Origin of the sequence: Roseovarius spongiae, assembly GCF_003651245.1 — a bacterium.
Taxonomy (GTDB): domain Bacteria; phylum Pseudomonadota; class Alphaproteobacteria; order Rhodobacterales; family Rhodobacteraceae; genus Roseovarius; species Roseovarius spongiae.
Genome location: NZ_RAPE01000001.1, coordinates 1,154,010 through 1,173,751 on the forward strand (window position 1 = coordinate 1,154,010; position 19,742 = coordinate 1,173,751).

Consider the following 19,742-nt stretch of genomic DNA (forward strand, 5'->3'; position numbering starts at 1 on the left):
GCCGATAACCCTGACGTTGTAAGTTTGCGGCCATTAAACGTGCTTTAAGCATTTGGGACCAATTGTTGGGGATCGACGAGCCGACTCAGCAGGATTCCCGCGTGTGAGCACCATGAGCCCCTCCTTCGACCCCATCGCGCGCACCGCCGCGAGAGGCGGGCCGCGCGGCGGCATGATATTCGCCGCGGCGCTGTGCTTCGCGGGGGCGGCGCTGCTTTTGCCCGGCGGCGCAGCGCGGTTCGGCGCGGTCGCGGTCGCGGCCCTGCTCGGCGGCGTGACGTTGTGGCTGTTCGCGTTCGGCCTTGCCCGGCGCATGAAGGATCGGCTTTCCGGCGCCGCGCTGACGGAGCTGATCGAGAATGACGTAGTGCCCAGCATCATCACCGGGCGGGACGGGCGGATTGCTTGCATCAACCGCGCCGCGCGCAGAACCTGCGACGCGCCCCCCAACGGGACGCTGACCGGGGTGCTCGACAGTTTCCTGGCCAATCCCGGCGCGGTGATCTTTCGCCTGCAATCCCAGGCCGACGCGCGGGGCAGCGCGCATGAAGACCTGGTGACCGGGGCGGGACATGTCCGGCTCGGGGTGCATCGCGCCGGCGCGGGGCGTTACCTCTGGCGCGTGGAGAAATCCGGCGACGGTGTCGCGCGGCGCAGCGATCCGGCCTCGCTTCCGTTGATCACGGTCGGGCGCAACAACGCGATCCTCTTCATGAACGGCGCGGCTCGCGCCCTCGTGGGCGAGCGGGCGCGCACGCTCGACCGCATCTGCCCGAGCCTTCCGCTGCGCTCGGGGCAACTCAACGAGATCAGCACGAAGGACGGCTCCGAGCCCTGCCTCGTGGTCGAACTCGAAGGCATGGCGGGCCGGCGCGAGGTGTTCCTGTTGCCCGGCGTCATGGCGGGCGGGCGTCCCACCGACAGCTGGACGTTCTTCGACGACCTGCCGGTTCCCCTGATCAAGCTCGACACCACCGGGACGATCCAGGTCTGCAACAGGTACGCCGGCGAGCTGCTGGGCTGCTGCGGTTGCGCGGGGCGCTCGATCACCGATCTGCTCGAGGGGCTGGGCCGCTCCATCCCCGACTGGCTGGAGGATTCCGCGCTGGGGCGGGGCACGATGCATTCCGAATTCCTGCGGGTGCGGCGCGACGATCGCGAAACCTTCGTGCAGGTCACGCTGAGCCGCGCCACCGAGGAGGGGCGGACGGTCCTGATCGCGGTGCTGAGCGACGCCACCGAGCTCAAGTCGCTCGAGGCGCAATTCGTCCAGAGTCAGAAGATGCAGGCGATCGGCCAGCTCGCCGGGGGCGTGGCGCATGATTTCAACAACCTGCTGACCGCGATCTCGGGCCATTGCGACCTGTTGCTGCTGCGGCACGACCAGGGCGATGCGGATTACGGCGATCTCGTGCAGATAAGCCAGAACGCCAACCGCGCCGCGTCGCTGGTCAGCCAGCTTCTGGCCTATTCCCGCAAGCAGACCTTGCGCCCCGAGATGATGGACCTGCGCGACGCCATGTCCGACCTCACGCATCTGCTGAACCGCCTGGTCGGCGAAAAGGTGGTGCTGTCGCTCAGTCACGATCCGACGCTCTGGGCGATCCGGGCGGACAAGCGGCAGCTCGAGCAGGTGATGATGAACCTCGTGGTGAACGCGCGGGACGCGATGCCGGAAGGGGGCGAAATCCACCTCGTGACCGAGAACGTCACGCTTGAGGAGCCGCTGCGCCGGAACCGGGCCGTGGTCGCGCCCGGGCGCTACGTCAAGGTGACCGTGACCGACGAGGGCGCGGGGATCGCGCCGGACAAGCTGCCAAAGGTGTTCGAGCCGTTCTTCACCACCAAGCGGACCGGAGAGGGGACCGGGCTCGGCCTCTCGACCGCCTACGGGATCGTCAAGCAGACCGGCGGTTTCATCTTCGTCGACAGCGAGCGCGGCGTCGGCAGCAGTTTCTTCCTGTTGTTCCCCGCCCATGACGCGCCCGAGGCGCCCGCCGCCGACACGCCCCGGATCGCCCCGGCCGAGGCGCCGGCCGAAGGCGTGGTCCTGCTGGTCGAGGACGAGGCCCCGGTGCGCGCCTTCGCGTCGCGCGCGCTCCAGATGCGGGGGTTCACGGTGCTCGAAGCCGATTCCGCGGAAGGCGCGCTCGAGATGCTCGAGGATGACAGTCTCGATATCGACGTATTCGTGACGGACGTGATCATGCCGGGCATGGACGGGCCGAGCTGGGTGCGCGAGGCGCTGAAGGCGCGGCCGGGCGCGCGCGTGGTCTTCGTATCGGGCTATGCCGAGGAGGATTTCGGCGACGCCCAGGCGCGCATCCCGAACTCGGTCTTCCTGCCCAAGCCTTTCTCGTTGAGCGAGCTGACTGAGGTGGTCCAGCGGCAGATGGCGTAAGGCCGGATCCATGATGCGGACGCCCGCATTGAACGCGCCTGCGACGGCAGCGACCCCGCGCCGGTTTCCGAGAACGGGCAGATAAGACGTCAGGGCGGGCCTTTCGCCGGGGCTTCCCGAGGGACGCGCGCGCTCAACGGCGTTGTGCGGCTTTTCGGGATGGTTTAGCGTCGGGCGAAAGTCCTGAAAGGAGTGGCGCATGGCCTCCAAGAGCTTTGACATGATCGTGATCGGCGCCGGGCCCGGCGGCTACGTGGCGGCGATACGGGGCGCGCAGCTCGGCCTCAGCGTGGCGGTGGTCGAGCGCGAGCACATGGGCGGCATCTGTCTCAACTGGGGCTGTATTCCCACCAAGGCGATGCTGCGGTCTTCCGAACTGTTCCACCTCATGCATCGCGCGCGCGAATTCGGGCTCAGCGCCGAGGGCGTGGGTTATGATCTCGATGCGGTCGTCAAACGCTCGCGCGCGGTGGCCAAGCAGCTCAACAGCGGGGTGGGGCACCTGCTGAAGAAGAACAAGGTGACCGCCATCATGGGCGAGGCCAGTATCCCCGCGCGCGGCAAGGTTTCGGTGCGAACCGAGGATGGCGAGACGCAGGAACTGAGCGCGAAGGCCATCGTGATCGCGACCGGCGCGCGGGCGCGCGAACTGCCCGGTCTCGAAGCGGACGGGGAACTGGTGTGGACCTACAAGCACGCGCTCGTCCCGCCGCGGATGCCGTCGAAGCTGCTGGTCATCGGCTCTGGCGCGATCGGGATCGAATTCGCCAGCTTCTACAACACGCTGGGCGCCGAAACCACCGTTGTCGAGGTGATGGACCGCATCCTGCCCGTCGAGGACGCCGAGATCAGCGGCATGGCCAAGAAGGCGTTCGCCAAGCAGGGGATGACCATACTCGAGAAGGCGGGCGTGAAGCAGCTCGACCGCGGCAAGGGGACCGTGACCGCCCATATCGAGCAGGGCGGGAATATCACGAAACAGGAGTTCGACACGGTGATCTCGGCCGTCGGCATCGTCGGCAACACCGAGGGCCTGGGCCTCGGGGAGTTGGGGGTCGAGGTCGACCGCAGCCACGTGGTAACGGACGAATACTGCCGCACGAAGGTCGAAGGCGTCTACGCCATCGGCGATGTCGCCGGCGCGCCCTGGCTCGCTCACAAGGCCAGCCACGAGGGCGTCATGGTCGCGGAGCTGATCGCGGGCGGCAAGCCGCACCCCGTCAAGCCGTCGAGCATCGCCGGCTGCACCTACTGCCAGCCGCAGATCGCCAGCGTCGGGATGACCGAGGCCAAGGCGAAGGAGGCCGGGCACGAGGTGCGCGTCGGGCGCTTCCCCTTCATCGGCAACGGCAAGGCGATCGCGCTTGGCGAACCCGAGGGCATGGTCAAGACGGTGTTCGACGCGAAGACCGGCGAGCTGCTTGGCGCGCACATGATCGGGGCCGAGGTGACGGAGCTGATCCAGGGCTACATCGTCGGTCGCCAGCTCGAAACCACGGAGCAGGAGCTGATGGACACCGTGTTCCCGCACCCGACTTTGAGCGAGATGATGCATGAAAGTGTGCTCGACGCTTACGGGCGGGTGATCCATATCTGAGCCGCCGGCGCGCGCGATTGCGCGAATCGCGGTTCCCTGTATGCTCGGCCTGAAGAAAGACCTGACGACAGGGGACATATGCCGCTTTGCAGACAGATGGCGCGGCTGGGCGCATGCATCTGCGTGATGGCCGCCACCGCGGGCGCCACCGCCGGGCAGGACTGGAGCGGCGCTTACGCCGGGGTGCATCTTGGCGGGGCCTACGCCGATTTCACCAACCGCCTGCCGGCCGTTTCGGGGCCGCGGGGGAACGACGCGAGCCTGCTGGGCGGCGTCCAGCTGGGCTATAACTGGCAGAGCGGCAATACGGTTTACGGGGCCGAGGCCGATTATTCCCGCATGAGGTTGCGGGCGAGCTCGGTCGGCGGCAATTTCACCGAGGACAGCATGGCGTCGATCCGCATGCGCGCGGGGCAGGTCATGGGCCGGACGCTGGTTTACGGCAGCCTGGGCGTCGCCTGGACCGAGAGGAAGACCGCCATCGCCGGCGCCGGGTCGAGCACGGATTTCGAACCCGGCCTGATGGCCGGGGCGGGGGCGGAACGCTGGCTCGGGAACAACGTGACCGGCCGGTTCGAGGCGTTCTACGTCGATGCGCCCAGATCCGAGCGGACTGTCGGCGGCGTCGCGACGTCGGGCGGCTCGCGGAACGTGGTCTACCGGTTCGGGCTGAACCTGCATTTCTGAGCCGGGCGCGACCGCAAGGCCCCCGGGACGACAGGCTGCCCGGCCCGGATCGCTTGCAATGCCGCGCCATCCTGTCAATCTGTCGCCGGGGTCATTCGCCGCCGGTAGATTTTTTCAGCACGGGATACGACGCGACATCATGCCCAGCCTCAACCGGATCGTCATGCAACGCACGTCCCGGGAATGGCTCGAGGCGCTGGACCTGCCGTCGATGGAGGCGGCCGAGATCTCGGGCAAGCACGGGCGGCGCTATCCGTTCAAGTCCTACGAGCGCTTCCGCTTTCCGAAACATGATATCTGCACGGCCCCGTTCGAGGATGCCGAAGGGCTGGTGCGCAAGTTCGACATCGTGCTGGCCAACCAGGTGTGGGAGCATCTCGACCGGCCCTACGCCGCCACGCGCAACGTGCTCCGGATGCTGCGCGTGGGCGGATATTTCTGGGTCGCCGTTCCGTTCTTCGTGCCTTATCACGCCTCGCCCATCGACTGTTCGCGCTGGAGCGCGCGGGGGCTGAAGAACCTGCTGATCGAGGCCGGGTTCGAGGCTCGCAACATCCGCGCCGCGCAATGGGGCAACCGCGCCGCCGCACTGCGCAACCTGGAGCGCGACTGGCCGCCCCCATACCGCGCGGGCAGGGATGATCTGGAAAACGACGCGGATTTTCCGATCTGCGCCTGGGCGCTGGCGCGCAAGTGAGCGGGGCTCACGCCTTCTTTTTCAGGTAATCCCGCAGCGCCTCGGCGTTGTTGTGCTCTTCGTCCTTGGCGCCGTAGACTAGGGTGACGCGCCCGTCGCGGACCCGCTCCAGCAGGTCATCCACGGCCTCGCCGCATTTGTCCAGTTCGTCAAAGTATTTGCCGCGGAATTCCCGCCACTTGTCCGGGTCGTGATCGAACCATTCGCGCAGATCGTCGCTGGGAGCGACCTCCTTGCGCCAGTCGTCAAGGCGCGCGTCTTCCTTGGAGACGCCGCGCGGCCAGATCTTGTCCACCAGCACGCGGAACCCGTCGTTCCTGGCCGGATCGTCATAGGCGCGTTTCGTGCGAATATCCATGTTCCCACCCTCCTTTTGCATCGAACGCCCGACGGCCCCGCCGGTTCCCGCGTACGCTGTTCCGCGTTCGTTCCCGATAGCGGGTTGGAGACTCGGCAGTGATACACTATCTATCAACTTCGCAGGTCCGGAGGCAGCATGGCTGAGCAGAAATTCATCGAGGTGCGCGGCGCGCGCGAGCACAACCTGAAGTCCGTAGACGTGGATATCCCGCGCGATCAGCTTGTCGTCATCACCGGGCTTTCGGGTTCGGGCAAGTCCAGCCTCGCCTTCGACACGATCTATGCCGAGGGACAGCGTCGATACGTCGAATCGCTTTCCGCCTATGCGCGCCAGTTCCTCGACATGATGCAGAAACCCGATGTCGATCACATCAGCGGCCTATCCCCCGCGATCAGCATCGAGCAGAAGACCACCAGCAAGAACCCCCGCTCGACCGTCGGCACGGTCACGGAGATCTACGACTATCTGCGGCTGCTCTTCGCGCGCGCGGGCACCCCCTACAGCCCCGCCACCGGCAAGCCGATCGAGGCGCAGCAGGTGCAGGACATGGTGGACCGCGTCATGTCGCTGGGGGAGGGCACGCGCGGCTATCTGCTCGCCCCGATCGTGCGCGACCGCAAGGGCGAGTATCGCAAGGAATTCCTGGAGCTGCGCAAGCAGGGCTTCCAGCGGGTCAAGGTTGACGGCGAATTCCATGAGCTGGACGCACCGCCCACGCTCGACAAGAAGTTCCGCCATGACATCGACGTGGTGGTGGACCGGATCGTGGTGCGCGAGGGGCTCGAGACGCGGCTCGCCGACAGCTTGCGCACCGCGCTCGATCTGGCCGACGGGATCGCGATCCTCGAAACCGCGCCGCGCGCCGAGGAGGGGCAGGAGCCGCCCGAGCCCGAGCGCATCACGTTTTCCGAGAAATTCGCCTGCCCCGTCAGCGGCTTCACCATCCCCGAGATCGAACCGCGGCTGTTTTCCTTCAACGCGCCCTTCGGCGCCTGTCCGGTCTGCGACGGGCTGGGGATGGAGCTTTTCTTTGACGAGCGACTCGTCGTGCCGGACCAGAACCTGCGCATCTACGACGGCGCGCTCGCGCCCTGGCGCAAGGGCAAATCGCCTTATTTCAAGCAGACGATCGAGGCGATCGCCAAGCATTACGAGTTCGACATGCAGACCCGGTGGAAGGACCTTGATCCGCATGTGCAGCAGGTCTTCCTGTTCGGCTCGGGCGACGAGGAAATCCAGTTCCGCTATGACGAGGGCGGGCGCGTCTACCAGGTCAGCCGCGTCTTCGAGGGCGTGATCCCCAACATGGAGCGGCGTTATCGCGAGACCGACAGCAACTGGATCCGCGAGGAGTTCGAGCGTTACCAGAACAACCGCCCCTGCGGCGCCTGCGACGGCTACCGCCTGCGGGACGAGGCGCTGGCGGTCAAGATCGGCGGCGGCGACGCGCTGCTGCATATCGGGCAGGTGGTCCAGATGTCGATCCGCGAGGCGCTGGAGTGGATCGAGCGCGTGCCCGATGCGCTCAGCGCGCAGAAGAACGAGATCGCCCGCGCCATCCTCAAGGAAATCCGCGAACGTCTGGGTTTCCTCAACAACGTGGGCCTCGAATACCTGACGCTCAGCCGCAACGCCGGCACGCTGTCGGGCGGCGAAAGCCAGCGGATCAGGCTGGCCAGCCAGATCGGATCCGGCCTGACCGGGGTGCTCTACGTGCTGGACGAACCCAGCATCGGGCTGCACCAGCGCGACAATGATCGGCTGCTCGGCACGCTCAAGAACCTCCGCGACCAGGGCAACACGGTGATCGTGGTGGAGCATGACGAGGAAGCAATCCGCGAGGCCGATTACGTCTTCGACATCGGCCCCGGTGCGGGCGTGCATGGCGGGCAGGTGGTCAGCCACGGGTTGCCGGCCGAGGTCGCCGACGACCCCGATTCGATCACCGGGCAGTATCTTTCGGGCGTGCGCGAGATCGCCGTGCCCGCCACGCGGCGCAAGGGAAACAGGAAGAAGCTCAAGGTCGTCAAGGCGACAGGCAACAATCTCAAGGCGGTGGATGCAGAGTTTCCGCTGGGCAAGTTCATCTGCGTGACCGGCGTGTCGGGCGGCGGCAAGTCGACGCTCACCATCGAGACGCTGTTCAAGACCGCGTCGATGCGCCTCAACGGCGCGCGCCAGACGCCCGCGCCCTGCGAGACGATCAAGGGGCTCGAACATCTCGACAAGGTGATCGACATCGACCAGCGGCCCATTGGGCGCACGCCGCGGTCGAACCCGGCGACCTATACGGGCGCCTTCACGCCGATCCGCGACTGGTTCGCCGGTCTGCCCGAGGCCAAGGCGCGCGGTTACAAGCCGGGGCGGTTCTCGTTCAACGTGAAGGGTGGCCGTTGCGAGGCCTGCCAGGGCGATGGCGTCATCAAGATCGAGATGCACTTCCTCCCCGACGTCTACGTCACCTGCGAGACCTGCCAGGGCGCGCGCTACAACCGCGAAACGCTGGAAATAAAGTTCAAGGGCAAGAGCATAGCGGACGTTCTTGACATGACGGTCGAGGATGCGCAGGCGTTTTTCTCGGCGGTGCCGAGCATCCGCGAGAAGATGGACGCCCTGGTGCGCGTCGGGCTGGGATATATCAAGGTCGGCCAGCAGGCGACGACGCTCTCGGGGGGCGAGGCGCAGCGCGTGAAGCTGTCCAAAGAGTTGGCGAAACGCTCCACCGGCCGCACGCTCTACATCCTGGATGAGCCGACCACGGGGCTGCATTTCGAGGACGTGAAGAAACTTCTCGAAGTCCTTCACGAGCTTGTCGATTCCGGAAATACGGTGATCGTGATCGAACACAATCTCGATGTCATTAAGACCGCCGACTGGATCATCGACATCGGCCCCGAGGGCGGCGATGGCGGCGGCGAGATCGTCGCGACCGGCACGCCCGAGGACGTGGCCGAGGCGCCGCAGAGCCATACCGGGCGCTACCTCAAACCGATGTTCGGCCCGCGCAACGTCGCCGCCGAATAGGGCGTGCGCGGGACGCTGACCATCGCCGGGCGCGGGTTGCAGGTGCTTCTGGCCGCGGGGTTGCTGCTCTGGGTCGGGTTTGCCCTGCATTTCCAGATGGCTGGCTGGCTGCGGATCACGCTTCTGGCGGCGCTGGCCTTTGTCGGGTGCGGTTTCGCGCTGCTTGCATGGCGGCGGCGCTGGGGCGCGCTCTGGATCGGGATGGCGGGGCTGCTGTCGGCGGCAGCGCTCTCGTGGTCCGGCGTCGAGCCGCGCCAAAACCGTGACTGGCGCGCGGAGGTCGCGCGCACCGTAACCGCCGATTTCAACGCCGACGGGACAGTCACCCTGCATAACGTCCGCGATTTCCGCTGGAAAACCGAAACCGAGGCCGCTGAACGCTGGGAGAGCCGGACCTATGACCCGGACGCGATCACATCGGTGGACATGATCCTGTCGGTCTGGGGCAGCCCGCTGATCGCCCACACGCTCGTCAGTTTCGGCTTCGAAGACGGCCGCCACATCGCGTTTTCCGGCGAGATCCGCAAGGAAAAGGGCGAGTCCTACTCGACGCTGGGCGGGTTCTTCCGCGAATACGAACTGGCGCTGATCGCGGCGGATGAGCGCGACATCGTTCATCTGCGCACGGACGCGCGGGGCGAAGAGGTGTCGCTCTACCCGATCGACATGCCCGCCGATCTGCGCCGCGACCTGTTCCTCGCGCTGCTCAGGCTTGGCAACGACCTTGCCGATGCGCCGCAATGGTACAACACCGCGACGAAGAACTGCACCACCGTGCCCTTCCGACTGCTGCGCCGGCTGACGGACGGCGCGCCCCTTGATGCGGCGGTGCTGTTCTCGGGGTTGCTGCCGGACTATACCTATCGCCTCGGCGTGCTGCCCGACGGGATGTCGCTTGCAGAGATCGAGCGGCGCGCCCGGCTGGGCCGGCTTGGCCCGGCGACCGAGGACGGCGTGGCGTTTTCGCGCGCCATGCGCGCCAACTGGAGGGGCTGAGCAGAGCATGAAGGCCCGCATCGTGGCCGCTGGCGGCTGCGCTCAACCGCTTTCGTCGATCTCTGCCGCGCCGGACCCTTCCGCGTCGCCGAGAAAATAGCCCAGACGTTGCAGGCCCTCGACCTCGTCGCAGATGATCTTGGCCACGATCAGGATCGGCACCGCGACCACCATACCGATCACCGACCAGATATAGGCGAAGAACGCGACCACGAGAAACAAGATCGGCGTGTTCAACTCCATCCGGCGCGAGATCAGGAGCGGCGTGACGACCTGCCCCTCGATCGAGGTGAGCGCCATGTAGGTCGCTGCGGCCCCGAACGCGATCCAGCCGTCCCCCAGCGTGACATAGGCGATGAACCCCGAGATCGCCGCGCCCGCCACCGCGCCGAGGAACGGGACGAAGTTCAGCACGAAGCCCATGACCCCGAGGCCGATATAGTTGGACAGCCCCCAAAACCACATCGCCGTACCGATCGACAGGCCGAGCCCGGCGTTTATGACCGCGATGCCGCCCAGGTAGCGACCCAGCCGTTCCTCGATGGTGTGGATGACCTCGACAGCGCGGCGCTTGTCCCTGAGCCGCGCGATGCTTTCGACCGTGCGGCGGGCAAAGAAATCCCCCGACCCGATGAGAAAGAAGGTGAGGAAGATCGCGAAAACGACCTGGCCGAGGACGCTCGGCGCCATCGTGAGGATGGTGCTTGTCGTCGATTTATCCGAGACGACCTCGACCTTCAGCGGCTTCTTCTCGGTTTCGCCTTCGACGGCGTCCCCGATCGCGGTGGCCGCTTCGTTCAGCGCCGCCAACGGGCCGCCTTCGCTTGCCAGTTCCTGCTGGAAATCGCGTGCAAGTTCAGGCAGTTCGTCGATGAAGTTCACCACCGGCTCGGCAAACCAGATGATCGCCACGCCCAGCAGGACGAACAAGAAGGAGGTAAAGATCGTCGCGATGAGCATGTCGGGCAATCCCCGGCGCGCCAGCCAGCGACGCGGGCGGGAGAACACGAGATAGGACAGGATCGCGGCGGTGATCGGAATGAGAAATGACGACGCCCACACCATCACATGCAGGAGCAGGATGATGAAGATGCCGATTATCGGTGTTTCAAGGCGTCTGGACGGCTGCAACTGATGCGCACTTCATGTTGGGAAAGCGATAGCATCGCAACGCATCTTCATCGCGCCTGGTTCCACGCCTGCGGAGGAGAGCGCCCGTCTGCCGGAGATTATCGCGCGCGCACATTTCCGTCGCGTTGGGGTCATAGTTTCCTCTGTATCGCGTGGGAATATCGGAACCTCGCATGGAAGGAAATCTGTGATGCGGACGAGAATAGTTGCAATGGCGCTTGTGGTGGCGCCGGGTATGGCGTCGGCCAGCCAACCGATCAGCGAAAGCTTTGTGCAATGCGCGCAGCTCTACGACCTGTCAAACCGCTACGATCCCTCGCGGCGTTCGACCGAAAAAGGCGCCATGCTTGAGCAGGCGGCGGCCAAGTTCATGACCGGCGCCCAAAGCGAGGCCCGGAAAGAAGGGCGCAGCGACGTTTCCGAATACCTTGCGCATATGGCGGAAACCAAGGCCGCTGATTGGGACGCCAAGGGCAGGAGCTATGTGTTCACCCAGGACTTCCGCGACTGGATGAGCTATTGCCGTTCGCTCGCCCGGAGCCGTGGCATCAAGCTGCGCCCCTGACCTCAGCCGCGCCCGCGCCCTTCGAACCGGGGGAGCATGGCGCTGAAATCGCGACCCTTTCCGTCCTCCTTCTCCACGAAGGCGCGGTATAGCTCAAGCGCGCGCGCGCCAAGCGGCGTGTCCGCGTCTGCAGTCTCGGCGGCCGTCTGGGCAAGGCCGAGATCCTTCAGCATCAGTTCGGCTGCGAAGCCGGGTTTGTAGTCGTTGTCCGCCGGGCTTTTCGGGCCGATGCCGGGCGCCGGGCAATAGGCGTTCATCGACCAGCTGTAGCCCGAAGAGGTGCTCACCACGTCGAACATCGCCTGCCGGTCGAGACCCAGCTTGTCGGCGAGCGCGAAGGCTTCGCAGGTGACGATCATGGTCGCGCCGAGGATCATGTTGTTGCAGATCTTGGCCGCCTGGCCGTTGCCCGACGGGCCGCAATGGACCGCCTTCTGCCCCATGATTTCGAAAAGCGGCGCGGCGATGTCGAGCCCGGCCTCGTCGCCGCCGATCATGAAGGTGAGCGTGCCGCCCTCGGCCCCGCCGATGCCGCCCGAAACCGGCGCGTCGAGCGCCGAAAGCCCGGCCTTCTGCGCCTGCGCGGCGACGTCGCGCGCGCTCTCGACGTCGACGGTCGAACAGTCGAGGAAAACCGCGCCCTTCTGCATCGCGGGGATGATTTCATCCGCGACGGCGCGCAGGATCTTGCCGTTGGGCAGCATGGTGATGACCACCTCGGCGCCCGTGGCCGCCTCGGCGGCGCTGTGCGCGGCGGCGGCGCCCTTGACGGTGACGCCCGCCACGTCAAAGCCGGTCACGTCATGGCCCGCCTTGACAAGGTTGGCGGCCATCGGCCCGCCCATGTTGCCCAGTCCGATAAATCCGATCTTCATGGTTTAGCCTTCCTTCTCAAAAGATAATTCTTCCGGGCCAAGCGGCGCGAGCATCCGCTCTACCGCCCCGTCAGGGAGCGCCTCGACGTCGTGTCGCCATTTGGGTGCGCGGTCCTTGTCGATGATCGCCGCGCGCACGCCCTCGATGAAATCACCGTGTTCCATCGCCCGGTGGGTGAAGCGATACTCGAGCGCAATTGCGGCGCGGATGCCCTGCGCGTCCTGCCGGTGCCGGTGGAGCAGGGCAAGCGTGCAGCCCATCGACAGCGGCGAATTGCGGCGCACCGCCCGAAGCGCATTGGCAGCGAAATCCGCGTCATCGTCGGCCCGCTCAAGGCCGTGCAGGATGTCCGTCAGCGTGCTGCCGGCGAAATGCCGGTCAATCTGCGCTTGCAGATCGGGCAGGGTAGCGGGCGCGGCGACGGCGGATCGCTCCAGAATGTCGGTGTCTTGCCCCTTGATCAGCGCGGTCTTGAGCGTGTCCCATTGCGCGCGCGGGATCAGCATGTCGGCAAAGCCCGCGTGGAGCGCATCCGCCCCTTTCATCCGCGCCGCCGTCAGCCCGAGATATTCACCCAGCCGCCCCGGCGCACGCGCCAGCAAGAGCGAGCCGCCCACGTCCGGCACAAGGCCGATGGAGCATTCCGGCATGGAAATGACCGATTCGTGATCGACGATCCGGTGACTGCCGTGACAGCCGATGCCGACCCCGCCACCCATGGTGAACCCGTGCAGGAAACTCACGATCGGCTTGGGGTATTCGGCGATCCGCGCGTTGAGGCGGTATTCATCCCGCCAGAACCTCTGCCCGTAGGCGAAATCGCCGGCCTTGCCGCGCGCGTAAAGCTGCTGGATGTCGCCGCCGGCGCAGAACGCCTTGTCGCCCGCGCCGTCCATGAGGATCACGGCGACGCCCGGATCCTCGGCCCAGGCGTCGAGCGCATCCTCGATGGCCAGACACATCTCATAGGTGAGAGCGTTGAGCGCCTTGGGCCGCGTAAGCGTGATCCGCCCCGCGCATCCCTCCGTTCGGATATGGATATCCTCGTTCACGTTTAGTCCCTTAGCGCTCGTTCATCATGTGACGCGCGACGATCAGGCGCATGATCTCGTTGGTGCCTTCGAGGATCTCGTGCACCCGCAGGTCGCGCACCAGCTTCTCGATCCCGTAATCGGCCAGGTAGCCGTAGCCGCCATGCAGTTGCAGGCACTGGTTGACGATCCGCGACCCGGCCTCGGTTACGAACTTCTTGGCCATCGCGCAGTATTTGCCCGCATCCGCCGCGCCGGTGTCTAGCTTCCAAGCCGCCTGCCGCAGGAAGACGCGCGCCGCCTGCAATTCGATCTCCATCTCGGCGAGGCGGAATTGCAGCGCCTGGAACTCGTTGATCGGCTTGCCGAAGGCCTTGCGCTCCTGCATGTAGTCCTGCGTCGCGTTCATCGCCGTCTGCGCCGCCCCCAGAGAGCAGGCCGAGATGTTGAGCCGCCCGCCGTCAAGCCCCGCCATCGCGTAGGAAAATCCCTTGCCCTCCTGGCCGACGAGGTTTTCCGCGGGGATTTGGCAATCATCGAACTGCACCTGCCGGGTGGGTTGGCTGCGCCAGCCCATCTTGTCCTCGAGCGCGCCAAAGCTGAGCCCCGGGGTCCCGTCCTCGACCAGCACGGTCGAGATGCCCCTGGGGCCGTCCTCCCCGGTGCGCACCATCACGACATAGGCGTCGGAATATCCGCCGCCCGAAATGAACGCCTTGGTCCCGTTCAGCGTGTAGCCATCTTTCGTGCGTTCGGCGCGGGTCTTGAGCGCGGCGGCGTCGCTGCCCGATCCGGGTTCGGTCAGGCAATAGCTGAGCACGCATTTCATCGACAGCGCGTCGGGCAAGACGCGCGCCTTCATCTCGTCCGAGCCGAAGGCGTCGATCATCTTGGCGCACATATTATGTATAGACAAAAAGGCTGCCACCGAAGGACAGGCCATGCTCAACGCTTCGAAGACCAGCGTCGCGTCGAGCCGGGAGAGACCGGAGCCGCCCGACTCCTCTGAGACATACAGGCCGCCGAACCCGAGCTCCGCGATCCGCGGCCAGAGGTCCTTGGGGATGTCCCCCTCGGCCTCCCATTTGCGGGCGTGAGGGGCGATATGCTCTTGTCCGAAGGCGTGGGCCATGTCGAAGATGGCGACCTGTTCCTCACTCGGTGCGAAATCCATAGCTGGGCTCCTTCGGGGCCGAATTGAACGCCTGTTTAATTATATGACGCGCCCGGTGCATGACAAGAGCGCGCAAGGCTCAGAGATCGGCGTGGAACTCGTCGATCAGGTGTTGCGCCACGGCGCGCAGGGCGGTGGCGTCGTCGCCCCCGGCCTCGCGGCGCGCGGCGTGGATGCGGCGCTGCCGGTCCGCGCTGGTGCCGTCCCGGGCGATGTCGCAGGCGCGCGTCACGGCATCCATTGAATCGAAGAAGGCGAGATCATCCTGCACCAGCTCCAGCACCTCGTCCATGAGCTGCGTCATCGGCACCACTTCGCCAAGGCCGAAATCGATCAGCCCCTCGCGCACGCCGTAGCGTTGCGCGCGCCAGCGGTTTTCGGCGATGAGAAAGCGATCATAAATGCGCCAGCGCTGGTTGTTGACCGCCAGCCGCCAGAGCATCCGCGCCAGCGCCTGCGTCATGCCCGCCAGCGCCACCGTGTCCTGGAGCCGGGGCTGCACGTCGCAGATGCGGGCCTCGATCGTCGGGAACTTCGACGAGGGGCGCAAATCCCACCAGATTTTCGAGCTGTCCTCGATCACGCCGAGATCGACCAGCACGTCGACCGAGCGCTGAAAGTCGCCGAAGCCGTTCATGCGCGGCGGCAGCCCGGTACGCGGCAGGTTGTCGAAGATCGTCAGGCGATAACTGTCGAGGCCGGTATCCTCGCCCTGCCAGAAGGGCGAGGAACAGCTGAGCGCCAGCATGTGCGGCAGGAAATAGGTGAGCTGGTTCATCAGGTCGATGCGGCGGTCCGCGTCCTCGATCCCGACATGGACATGCATGCCGCAGATCAGCATCCGCTGCGCGACGCCGCCTAGGTCATGCGAAAGCGTGTTGTAGCGATCCTTGTCGGTGTGCTTCTGCTCGCGCCAGTCCGAGAACGGATGGCAGGACGCGGCGATGGGGCTGAGGTTGTGGCGCGCCGCCTCGCGGCTGACGCAGGCGCGCAGGCGCTGCAACTCGCCGCGCGCCTCGTTCACGTCGCGGCAGACCTTGGTGCCGATCTCGATCTGACAGTTCAGAAACTCCGGCGCGACCTGTTCCTGCAACTCGTTCTGGCAGGCCTCCATCATTTCGGCGGGCGCCTCGGCGAGCGCCAGGCTGTCACGGTCCACCAGCAGATATTCCTCCTCGATGCCGATGGAGAAGGCGGGTTCGTTGAGGGCCATGCGGCGCGTCCTCCGTTTGTTTCATCAGAGCACGCGCGCGCCGCGGCAGGCAAGGGTGGAGCGGAGCCGCTCCTACTTGCGAAACGGCGTCGCCATTTGTCGGAAACACGCTAACCGGACGCCGACATGGCGAAATTCGCCGCTGCGCCGTTGCCTTGAGCGAACTCTCAGGCGTCCATCTTTTTGCGGCGCTTGATCGACGCGATTCCGAAAAGCCCTGCAAGGAGCATCCAGCCGGCGGCCGGAAGCGGAACCACCGTGGAACCGCCCGGGTCCGGAGCGTCATTGAGCCACGAAACGGAGCCGAGGTTCGGGGTATCGACCTCTGCCAATCCCAGAACGTTTAATCCGATCGAGGCCGTGCTCAGCGCATCGACGAATGCCGATGTGCCCTCCACGCCGGAGGATATGTTATGGCCGAAAGAGAATGACAGGTATTGGCCGTCTTCCACCGTCATTCCATCCGCCAGCAATGTGAAGGCAAAGCCACTGGCATCGGCGGACACGCTTGATCCCGCGCCAGCATCAAGATCGGTGGCCGCGTCCGCGAAGAAGGTCGCGAAATGAGCATTCGCACGTCCGCTCACGGCATCGACCCGCGGTCCGCTTATCGCGCCCACCTCTTCGTCAATGTAATAGGGTGAGCCGGTCGTAACCGTGCCCAGGAAACCGGCATTGCTGGCCACTGTGTAGTCCCAGTCATCCCCGCCCCAGGAGCCGTCCACCGTCAGGCTGAGCCATCCTGTCGGCAGAACCAGATCCTCATCGCCCTCATACAGGAACCCGAATGCAAGACCGGTATTCGCGCCACTGATAAAGGCTTCGTCGTATGTGTCGCTCTCTGCATTGACCGCCATGCCGGTCTTACCGGTGTTGAGATCGGCGTAACCTTCGGAGCTTCCGATCTGGTAAGGAGGAAACGGGCCCTCTTCGTCTTCCGCATCGGGCGTTTCGTAATCCGTTGACGTATCGATACGACCGGGGCTTGCTGTGAAGCCATTATCCGTGGCAAGCCGGGTGTCGCCTTCCAGGAGAAATGGGTTGCCGTCGGCATTTACGCCGATTTCGTTGTGCGACGACCCGCTCATGCTCACAAGAGTAAGTGTTGATGCTGAAAGAACTGACGGGGCTGTGACAGCCACCGCGCAAAAAATACCCACAAAACGCATGTTAAATTATCCTCTCCCCAAAGTATTTCCCTCCCAATTTATCGAACGACCGCTTCCGTAGCAATGCAAAGTTACAAATGTGGCAAGTGGAATGTACTTTAAGAACAAAGTCGCTTAGGGCGGCTATGCGAAAGTTTCGTTGTTATGCGGGCGGGATTCAGATCCTCTCATGGCGTCCGCACCTCAACCGCACAGCCGCGCGAACGCCCGCGCCGCGTCCTCCACCAGCGCGGCGAGCCGCTCCGCGGCGGGTCCGGCGGGGGCGAGGGCGGCGGACTGGCCGTAGAGCGAGAAGTGATGCGTGTCGCTGTCGGCGGCGATCAGCGGTTTCGTATAGTGATACATCAGCGGGAAGGGCGCGGGCGGCACGTCCGCCATCGCGTCGAGCCAGCCAGTGCGGTGCCCGCGCGCGGGGCGGCCCGACACGGCGCGGCTGATCCGGGTGCTGTCGTCGACGCCCGCCCGCGTGCTGGCGAAGTGGTGCGGCTTGTCGGCGGCCTCCTCGGCGGTGAGGAACGCGGTGCCGATCTGTACCCCGCTCGCCCCGAGCGCGAAGGCGGCGGCGATGCCGCGCCCGTCTGCGATGCCGCCCGCCGCGATCACCGGCGCGTCCACCGCGTCAACGATCTGCGGCACCAGCGCGGCCAACCCGACCTGCGCGTCGTGTTCGACATCGAGAAAGACGCCGCGATGGCCGCCGGCCTCCCAGCCCTGAGCGATGATCGCGTCCGCTCCGCGCTCGGCCAGCCAGCGCGCCTCGGCGACGGTGGTGGCGGTCGAGAGGATCCGCACGCCCGCCTCCTTCAGCGCCGCGACCGCGTCGGCGTCGGGCAGGCCGAAATGGAAGCTGGCGACAGCGGGCGGGTGTGCGAGCAGGATCTCGAGATGCTCGGGGCCGAAGCTGTCATAGGGACGGTCGGGCATCGCTTCGGGCGGGGCGACGCCGGCGGCGGCGTAATGTGGCGCGAGCGCCTCGAGCAGCGCGGCGTGATGCTCGGGCGTGATGTCCGTCTCCGTATGGCAGAAGAAGTTGAGGTTCACGCCCCGGTTGGTGAGCGTCGAGATCTCATCGAGGTGGGCGCGCAGCCGCTCGAGCGGCATGGTCGCGCAGCCGTGCCCGCCAAGCCCGCCCGCGTTCGAGACGGCGGCGGCGAGCGCGGGGGTCGTGGTGCCGGCCATCGGGGCCAGCAGGATCGGGTGCTCGATTCCGAGCAGGTCGCAAAGGCGTGTGTCGGGCCACATGGTTCGGGTTCCTTCGGGGCAGGGGGACTCAGCGCACATTAGAACCACGGCGGGCGGCGGGCGCGCAAGCCCGCCGGCCCGCTCCGGTCACTCGGCCCAGTCGCGCCCGGCGGCGCTGGCGCGCTCGCGCGCGCTCGGGTGGGCGGAGGGACGGAACGGCACCTCGCAGATCGTGGCGTCCACCGGCTTGCCCGAGGATTCGCAATAGGCTTCGGGCAGCTCGGCCCGCAATTGCGTGCCGATGCCGGACATCTCCCACGGGACGTATCCCAGCGCGATGTTGGTCCCCAGCTCCGGCGACCACCAGGGCGAGGTGAGATAACCGACGCGCGCGCCGTCCAAGTCGCTCAGCAACCAGAAATCGGGCGCGTAATCGGTGATCGGCCGACCGCCGAGCGTCATGCCGACGAGCTTCCGCCGGAAGGGATAGCCGCCCTCGTCGATCGCGGCGCGCTGGCGCTCGAGCGCGGCCTTGCCGATGTAATCGCCCGTCTTTTCGCGCGGGACCTGGTAGGCCAGGTTGACCTGGAAGGGCGAGGTTTCGGCGTCCATGTCTTGCCCCCAGGACAGGATGCCGGCGGCGATGCGGCGGTGGTGCGCGGGCGCGATCACCCGCAGGCCGAAGCGCGCGCCGGCGCCGCGGATCGCGTACCACAGCGCCTCGGCGTTGAGCGTGGCGTCGCGCAGGAACACCTCGTAGCCCTTTTCGCCGGAGAACCCGGTCTGGCTGATGACGACCGCGCAGCCGCCGATCTCGGCCTCCATCAGCCCGTAATAGGGCACGTCGCGGATCGCATCGCCGACGAGCGAGACCAGCAGATCCTCCGACAGCGGCCCCTGGATCTGCACCGGGGAGACGTCGATCTCGGCGATTTCCACGTCGAAGCGGCGCCCGACATTGACGCCCTGAAGCCAGAACATGAGGTCAGAATCCGACAGCGAGAACCAGAATTCATCCTCCGCCAGCCGCAGCAGGACGGGATCGTTCAGGATGCCGCCCGCCTCATTGCAGAGGATGGCGTATTTTCCGTGCATCGGTTCGATCCCGGTGGCGTCGCGGGTGATGACGAAATCGACGAAGGCCTCGGCGTCCGGGCCGCGCACGCGGATCTGGCGTTCAACCGCGACGTTCCAGAGCGTCACGCGGTTGACCAGCGCGTCGTATTCGGCCATCGCGCCGCCGTCCTCGGGGCGGACGTAGCCGCGCGGGTGATACATGCGGTTGTAGACCGTCGCGCGCCAGCACCCGGATTCCACCGAGAGGTGCCAGAAGGGCGATTTGCGCACGCGGGTCGAAATCAGCATCTGCACCGGCGTGGAGCCGGATTGGCGCAGGTTGACCGGCACGGTGCGGTCGGACTGATCGACCGAGGCGACGTTGGGATGGGCGCGGGCGTCTTGCGGGGTGTGGGTTGTGTCGGGCATGACGGATCTCCTCTTGCTGGGCCCGCCGGGGACCGGGGATCGGGGCGCTGCGGGCGTTTCACCCTGGCGCTGGCCCGTCCCTGCCCTGCAAGTTCGGAGAGCCTCATCATGCCCTAGGTATGGCGATACGGCTTACTGGCAAGGCGGGGAGGG

The 19,742-nt window shown here is 66.0% G+C and carries 16 protein-coding genes; 7 read left to right on the forward strand and 9 right to left on the reverse strand.

Translation table 11 applies throughout. The annotated features are described in order from the left end of the window. Nucleotides 1-112: 112 nt before the first annotated feature. The 4 genes from D6850_RS05345 to D6850_RS05360 all read left to right on the forward strand — a co-directional run bounded on the left by D6850_RS05345 (nt 113) and on the right by D6850_RS05360 (nt 5,382). Nucleotides 113-2,401, forward strand: a complete 2,289-nt coding sequence (locus D6850_RS05345) for an ATP-binding protein (protein ID WP_121164477.1) — start codon at nt 113-115, stop codon at nt 2,399-2,401. 199 nt (nt 2,402-2,600) lie between these two features. After that, complete coding sequence (lpdA, locus tag D6850_RS05350; protein WP_121164479.1) at nt 2,601-3,998, forward strand: dihydrolipoyl dehydrogenase; 1,398 nt, start codon at nt 2,601-2,603, stop codon at nt 3,996-3,998. A 96-nt stretch (nt 3,999-4,094) separates the two neighbouring features. Further along, nucleotides 4,095-4,685 (forward strand): outer membrane protein, encoded by a 591-nt coding sequence (locus D6850_RS05355; RefSeq protein ID WP_166433996.1) that lies wholly within the window; start codon nt 4,095-4,097, stop codon nt 4,683-4,685. Between the two features lie 139 nt (nt 4,686-4,824). Then, nucleotides 4,825-5,382: a class I SAM-dependent methyltransferase gene (locus D6850_RS05360; RefSeq protein ID WP_121164483.1), complete on the forward strand. Its 558-nt coding sequence runs from the start codon at nt 4,825-4,827 to the stop codon at nt 5,380-5,382. A 7-nt stretch (nt 5,383-5,389) separates the two neighbouring features. Here the strand turns inward: D6850_RS05360 and D6850_RS05365 are convergent, their stop codons facing one another. Further along, nucleotides 5,390-5,740 carry a DUF488 domain-containing protein gene (locus D6850_RS05365; RefSeq protein WP_121164485.1) on the reverse strand — a complete coding sequence of 117 codons (351 nt, stop codon included), beginning with the start codon at nt 5,738-5,740 and terminating at the stop codon, nt 5,390-5,392. Between the two features lie 138 nt (nt 5,741-5,878). On the opposite strand from D6850_RS05365, the gene uvrA reads away from it, so the two are divergent. Then, nucleotides 5,879-8,767 carry an excinuclease ABC subunit UvrA gene (gene uvrA, locus D6850_RS05370; protein WP_121164487.1) on the forward strand — a complete coding sequence of 963 codons (2,889 nt, stop codon included), beginning with the start codon at nt 5,879-5,881 and terminating at the stop codon, nt 8,765-8,767. 3 nt (nt 8,768-8,770) lie between these two features. Continuing rightward, nucleotides 8,771-9,763, forward strand: coding sequence for an Lnb N-terminal periplasmic domain-containing protein (locus D6850_RS05375; RefSeq protein WP_245964098.1), 993 nt, complete (start codon nt 8,771-8,773; stop codon nt 9,761-9,763). A 42-nt stretch (nt 9,764-9,805) separates the two neighbouring features. On the opposite strand, the gene D6850_RS05380 is transcribed toward D6850_RS05375, so the two are convergent. After that, complete coding sequence (locus D6850_RS05380; RefSeq protein ID WP_245964099.1) at nt 9,806-10,894, reverse strand: AI-2E family transporter; 1,089 nt, start codon at nt 10,892-10,894, stop codon at nt 9,806-9,808. Nucleotides 10,895-11,105: 211 nt separating this feature from the next. On the opposite strand from D6850_RS05380, the gene D6850_RS05385 reads away from it, so the two are divergent. Further along, the gene (locus D6850_RS05385) at nt 11,106-11,459 is read left to right on the forward strand and encodes a hypothetical protein (protein WP_121164489.1); all 354 of its coding nucleotides are present in this window, start codon (nt 11,106-11,108) and stop codon (nt 11,457-11,459) included. A gap of 2 nt (nt 11,460-11,461) precedes the next feature. On the opposite strand, the gene mmsB is transcribed toward D6850_RS05385, so the two are convergent. The 7 genes from mmsB to D6850_RS05420 all read right to left on the reverse strand — a co-directional run bounded on the left by mmsB (nt 11,462) and on the right by D6850_RS05420 (nt 19,589). Beyond that, complete coding sequence (gene mmsB, locus D6850_RS05390) at nt 11,462-12,334, reverse strand: 3-hydroxyisobutyrate dehydrogenase (protein WP_121164491.1); 873 nt, start codon at nt 12,332-12,334, stop codon at nt 11,462-11,464. Between the two features lie 3 nt (nt 12,335-12,337). Next, on the reverse strand, nt 12,338-13,387 hold the full coding sequence (locus tag D6850_RS05395; protein ID WP_121164493.1) for an enoyl-CoA hydratase/isomerase family protein: 1,050 nt from the start codon (nt 13,385-13,387) through the stop codon (nt 12,338-12,340). 10 nt (nt 13,388-13,397) lie between these two features. Further along, nucleotides 13,398-14,540: an acyl-CoA dehydrogenase family protein gene (locus D6850_RS05400; protein WP_121164495.1), complete on the reverse strand. Its 1,143-nt coding sequence runs from the start codon at nt 14,538-14,540 to the stop codon at nt 13,398-13,400. 79 nt (nt 14,541-14,619) lie between these two features. After that, nucleotides 14,620-15,753, reverse strand: a complete 1,134-nt coding sequence (locus tag D6850_RS05405) for a carboxylate-amine ligase (protein ID WP_121164497.1) — start codon at nt 15,751-15,753, stop codon at nt 14,620-14,622. Between the two features lie 167 nt (nt 15,754-15,920). After that, nucleotides 15,921-16,922 (reverse strand): VPLPA-CTERM sorting domain-containing protein, encoded by a 1,002-nt coding sequence (locus D6850_RS05410; RefSeq protein WP_121164499.1) that lies wholly within the window; start codon nt 16,920-16,922, stop codon nt 15,921-15,923. Nucleotides 16,923-17,105: 183 nt separating this feature from the next. After that, a complete protein-coding gene (locus tag D6850_RS05415; RefSeq protein WP_206019201.1) occupies nt 17,106-18,164 on the reverse strand; it encodes an NAD(P)H-dependent flavin oxidoreductase in 1,059 nt (352 codons plus the stop codon). A gap of 87 nt (nt 18,165-18,251) precedes the next feature. Continuing rightward, nucleotides 18,252-19,589 (reverse strand): glycine cleavage T C-terminal barrel domain-containing protein, encoded by a 1,338-nt coding sequence (locus D6850_RS05420; protein ID WP_121164503.1) that lies wholly within the window; start codon nt 19,587-19,589, stop codon nt 18,252-18,254. Nucleotides 19,590-19,742: the final 153 nt, after the last annotated feature.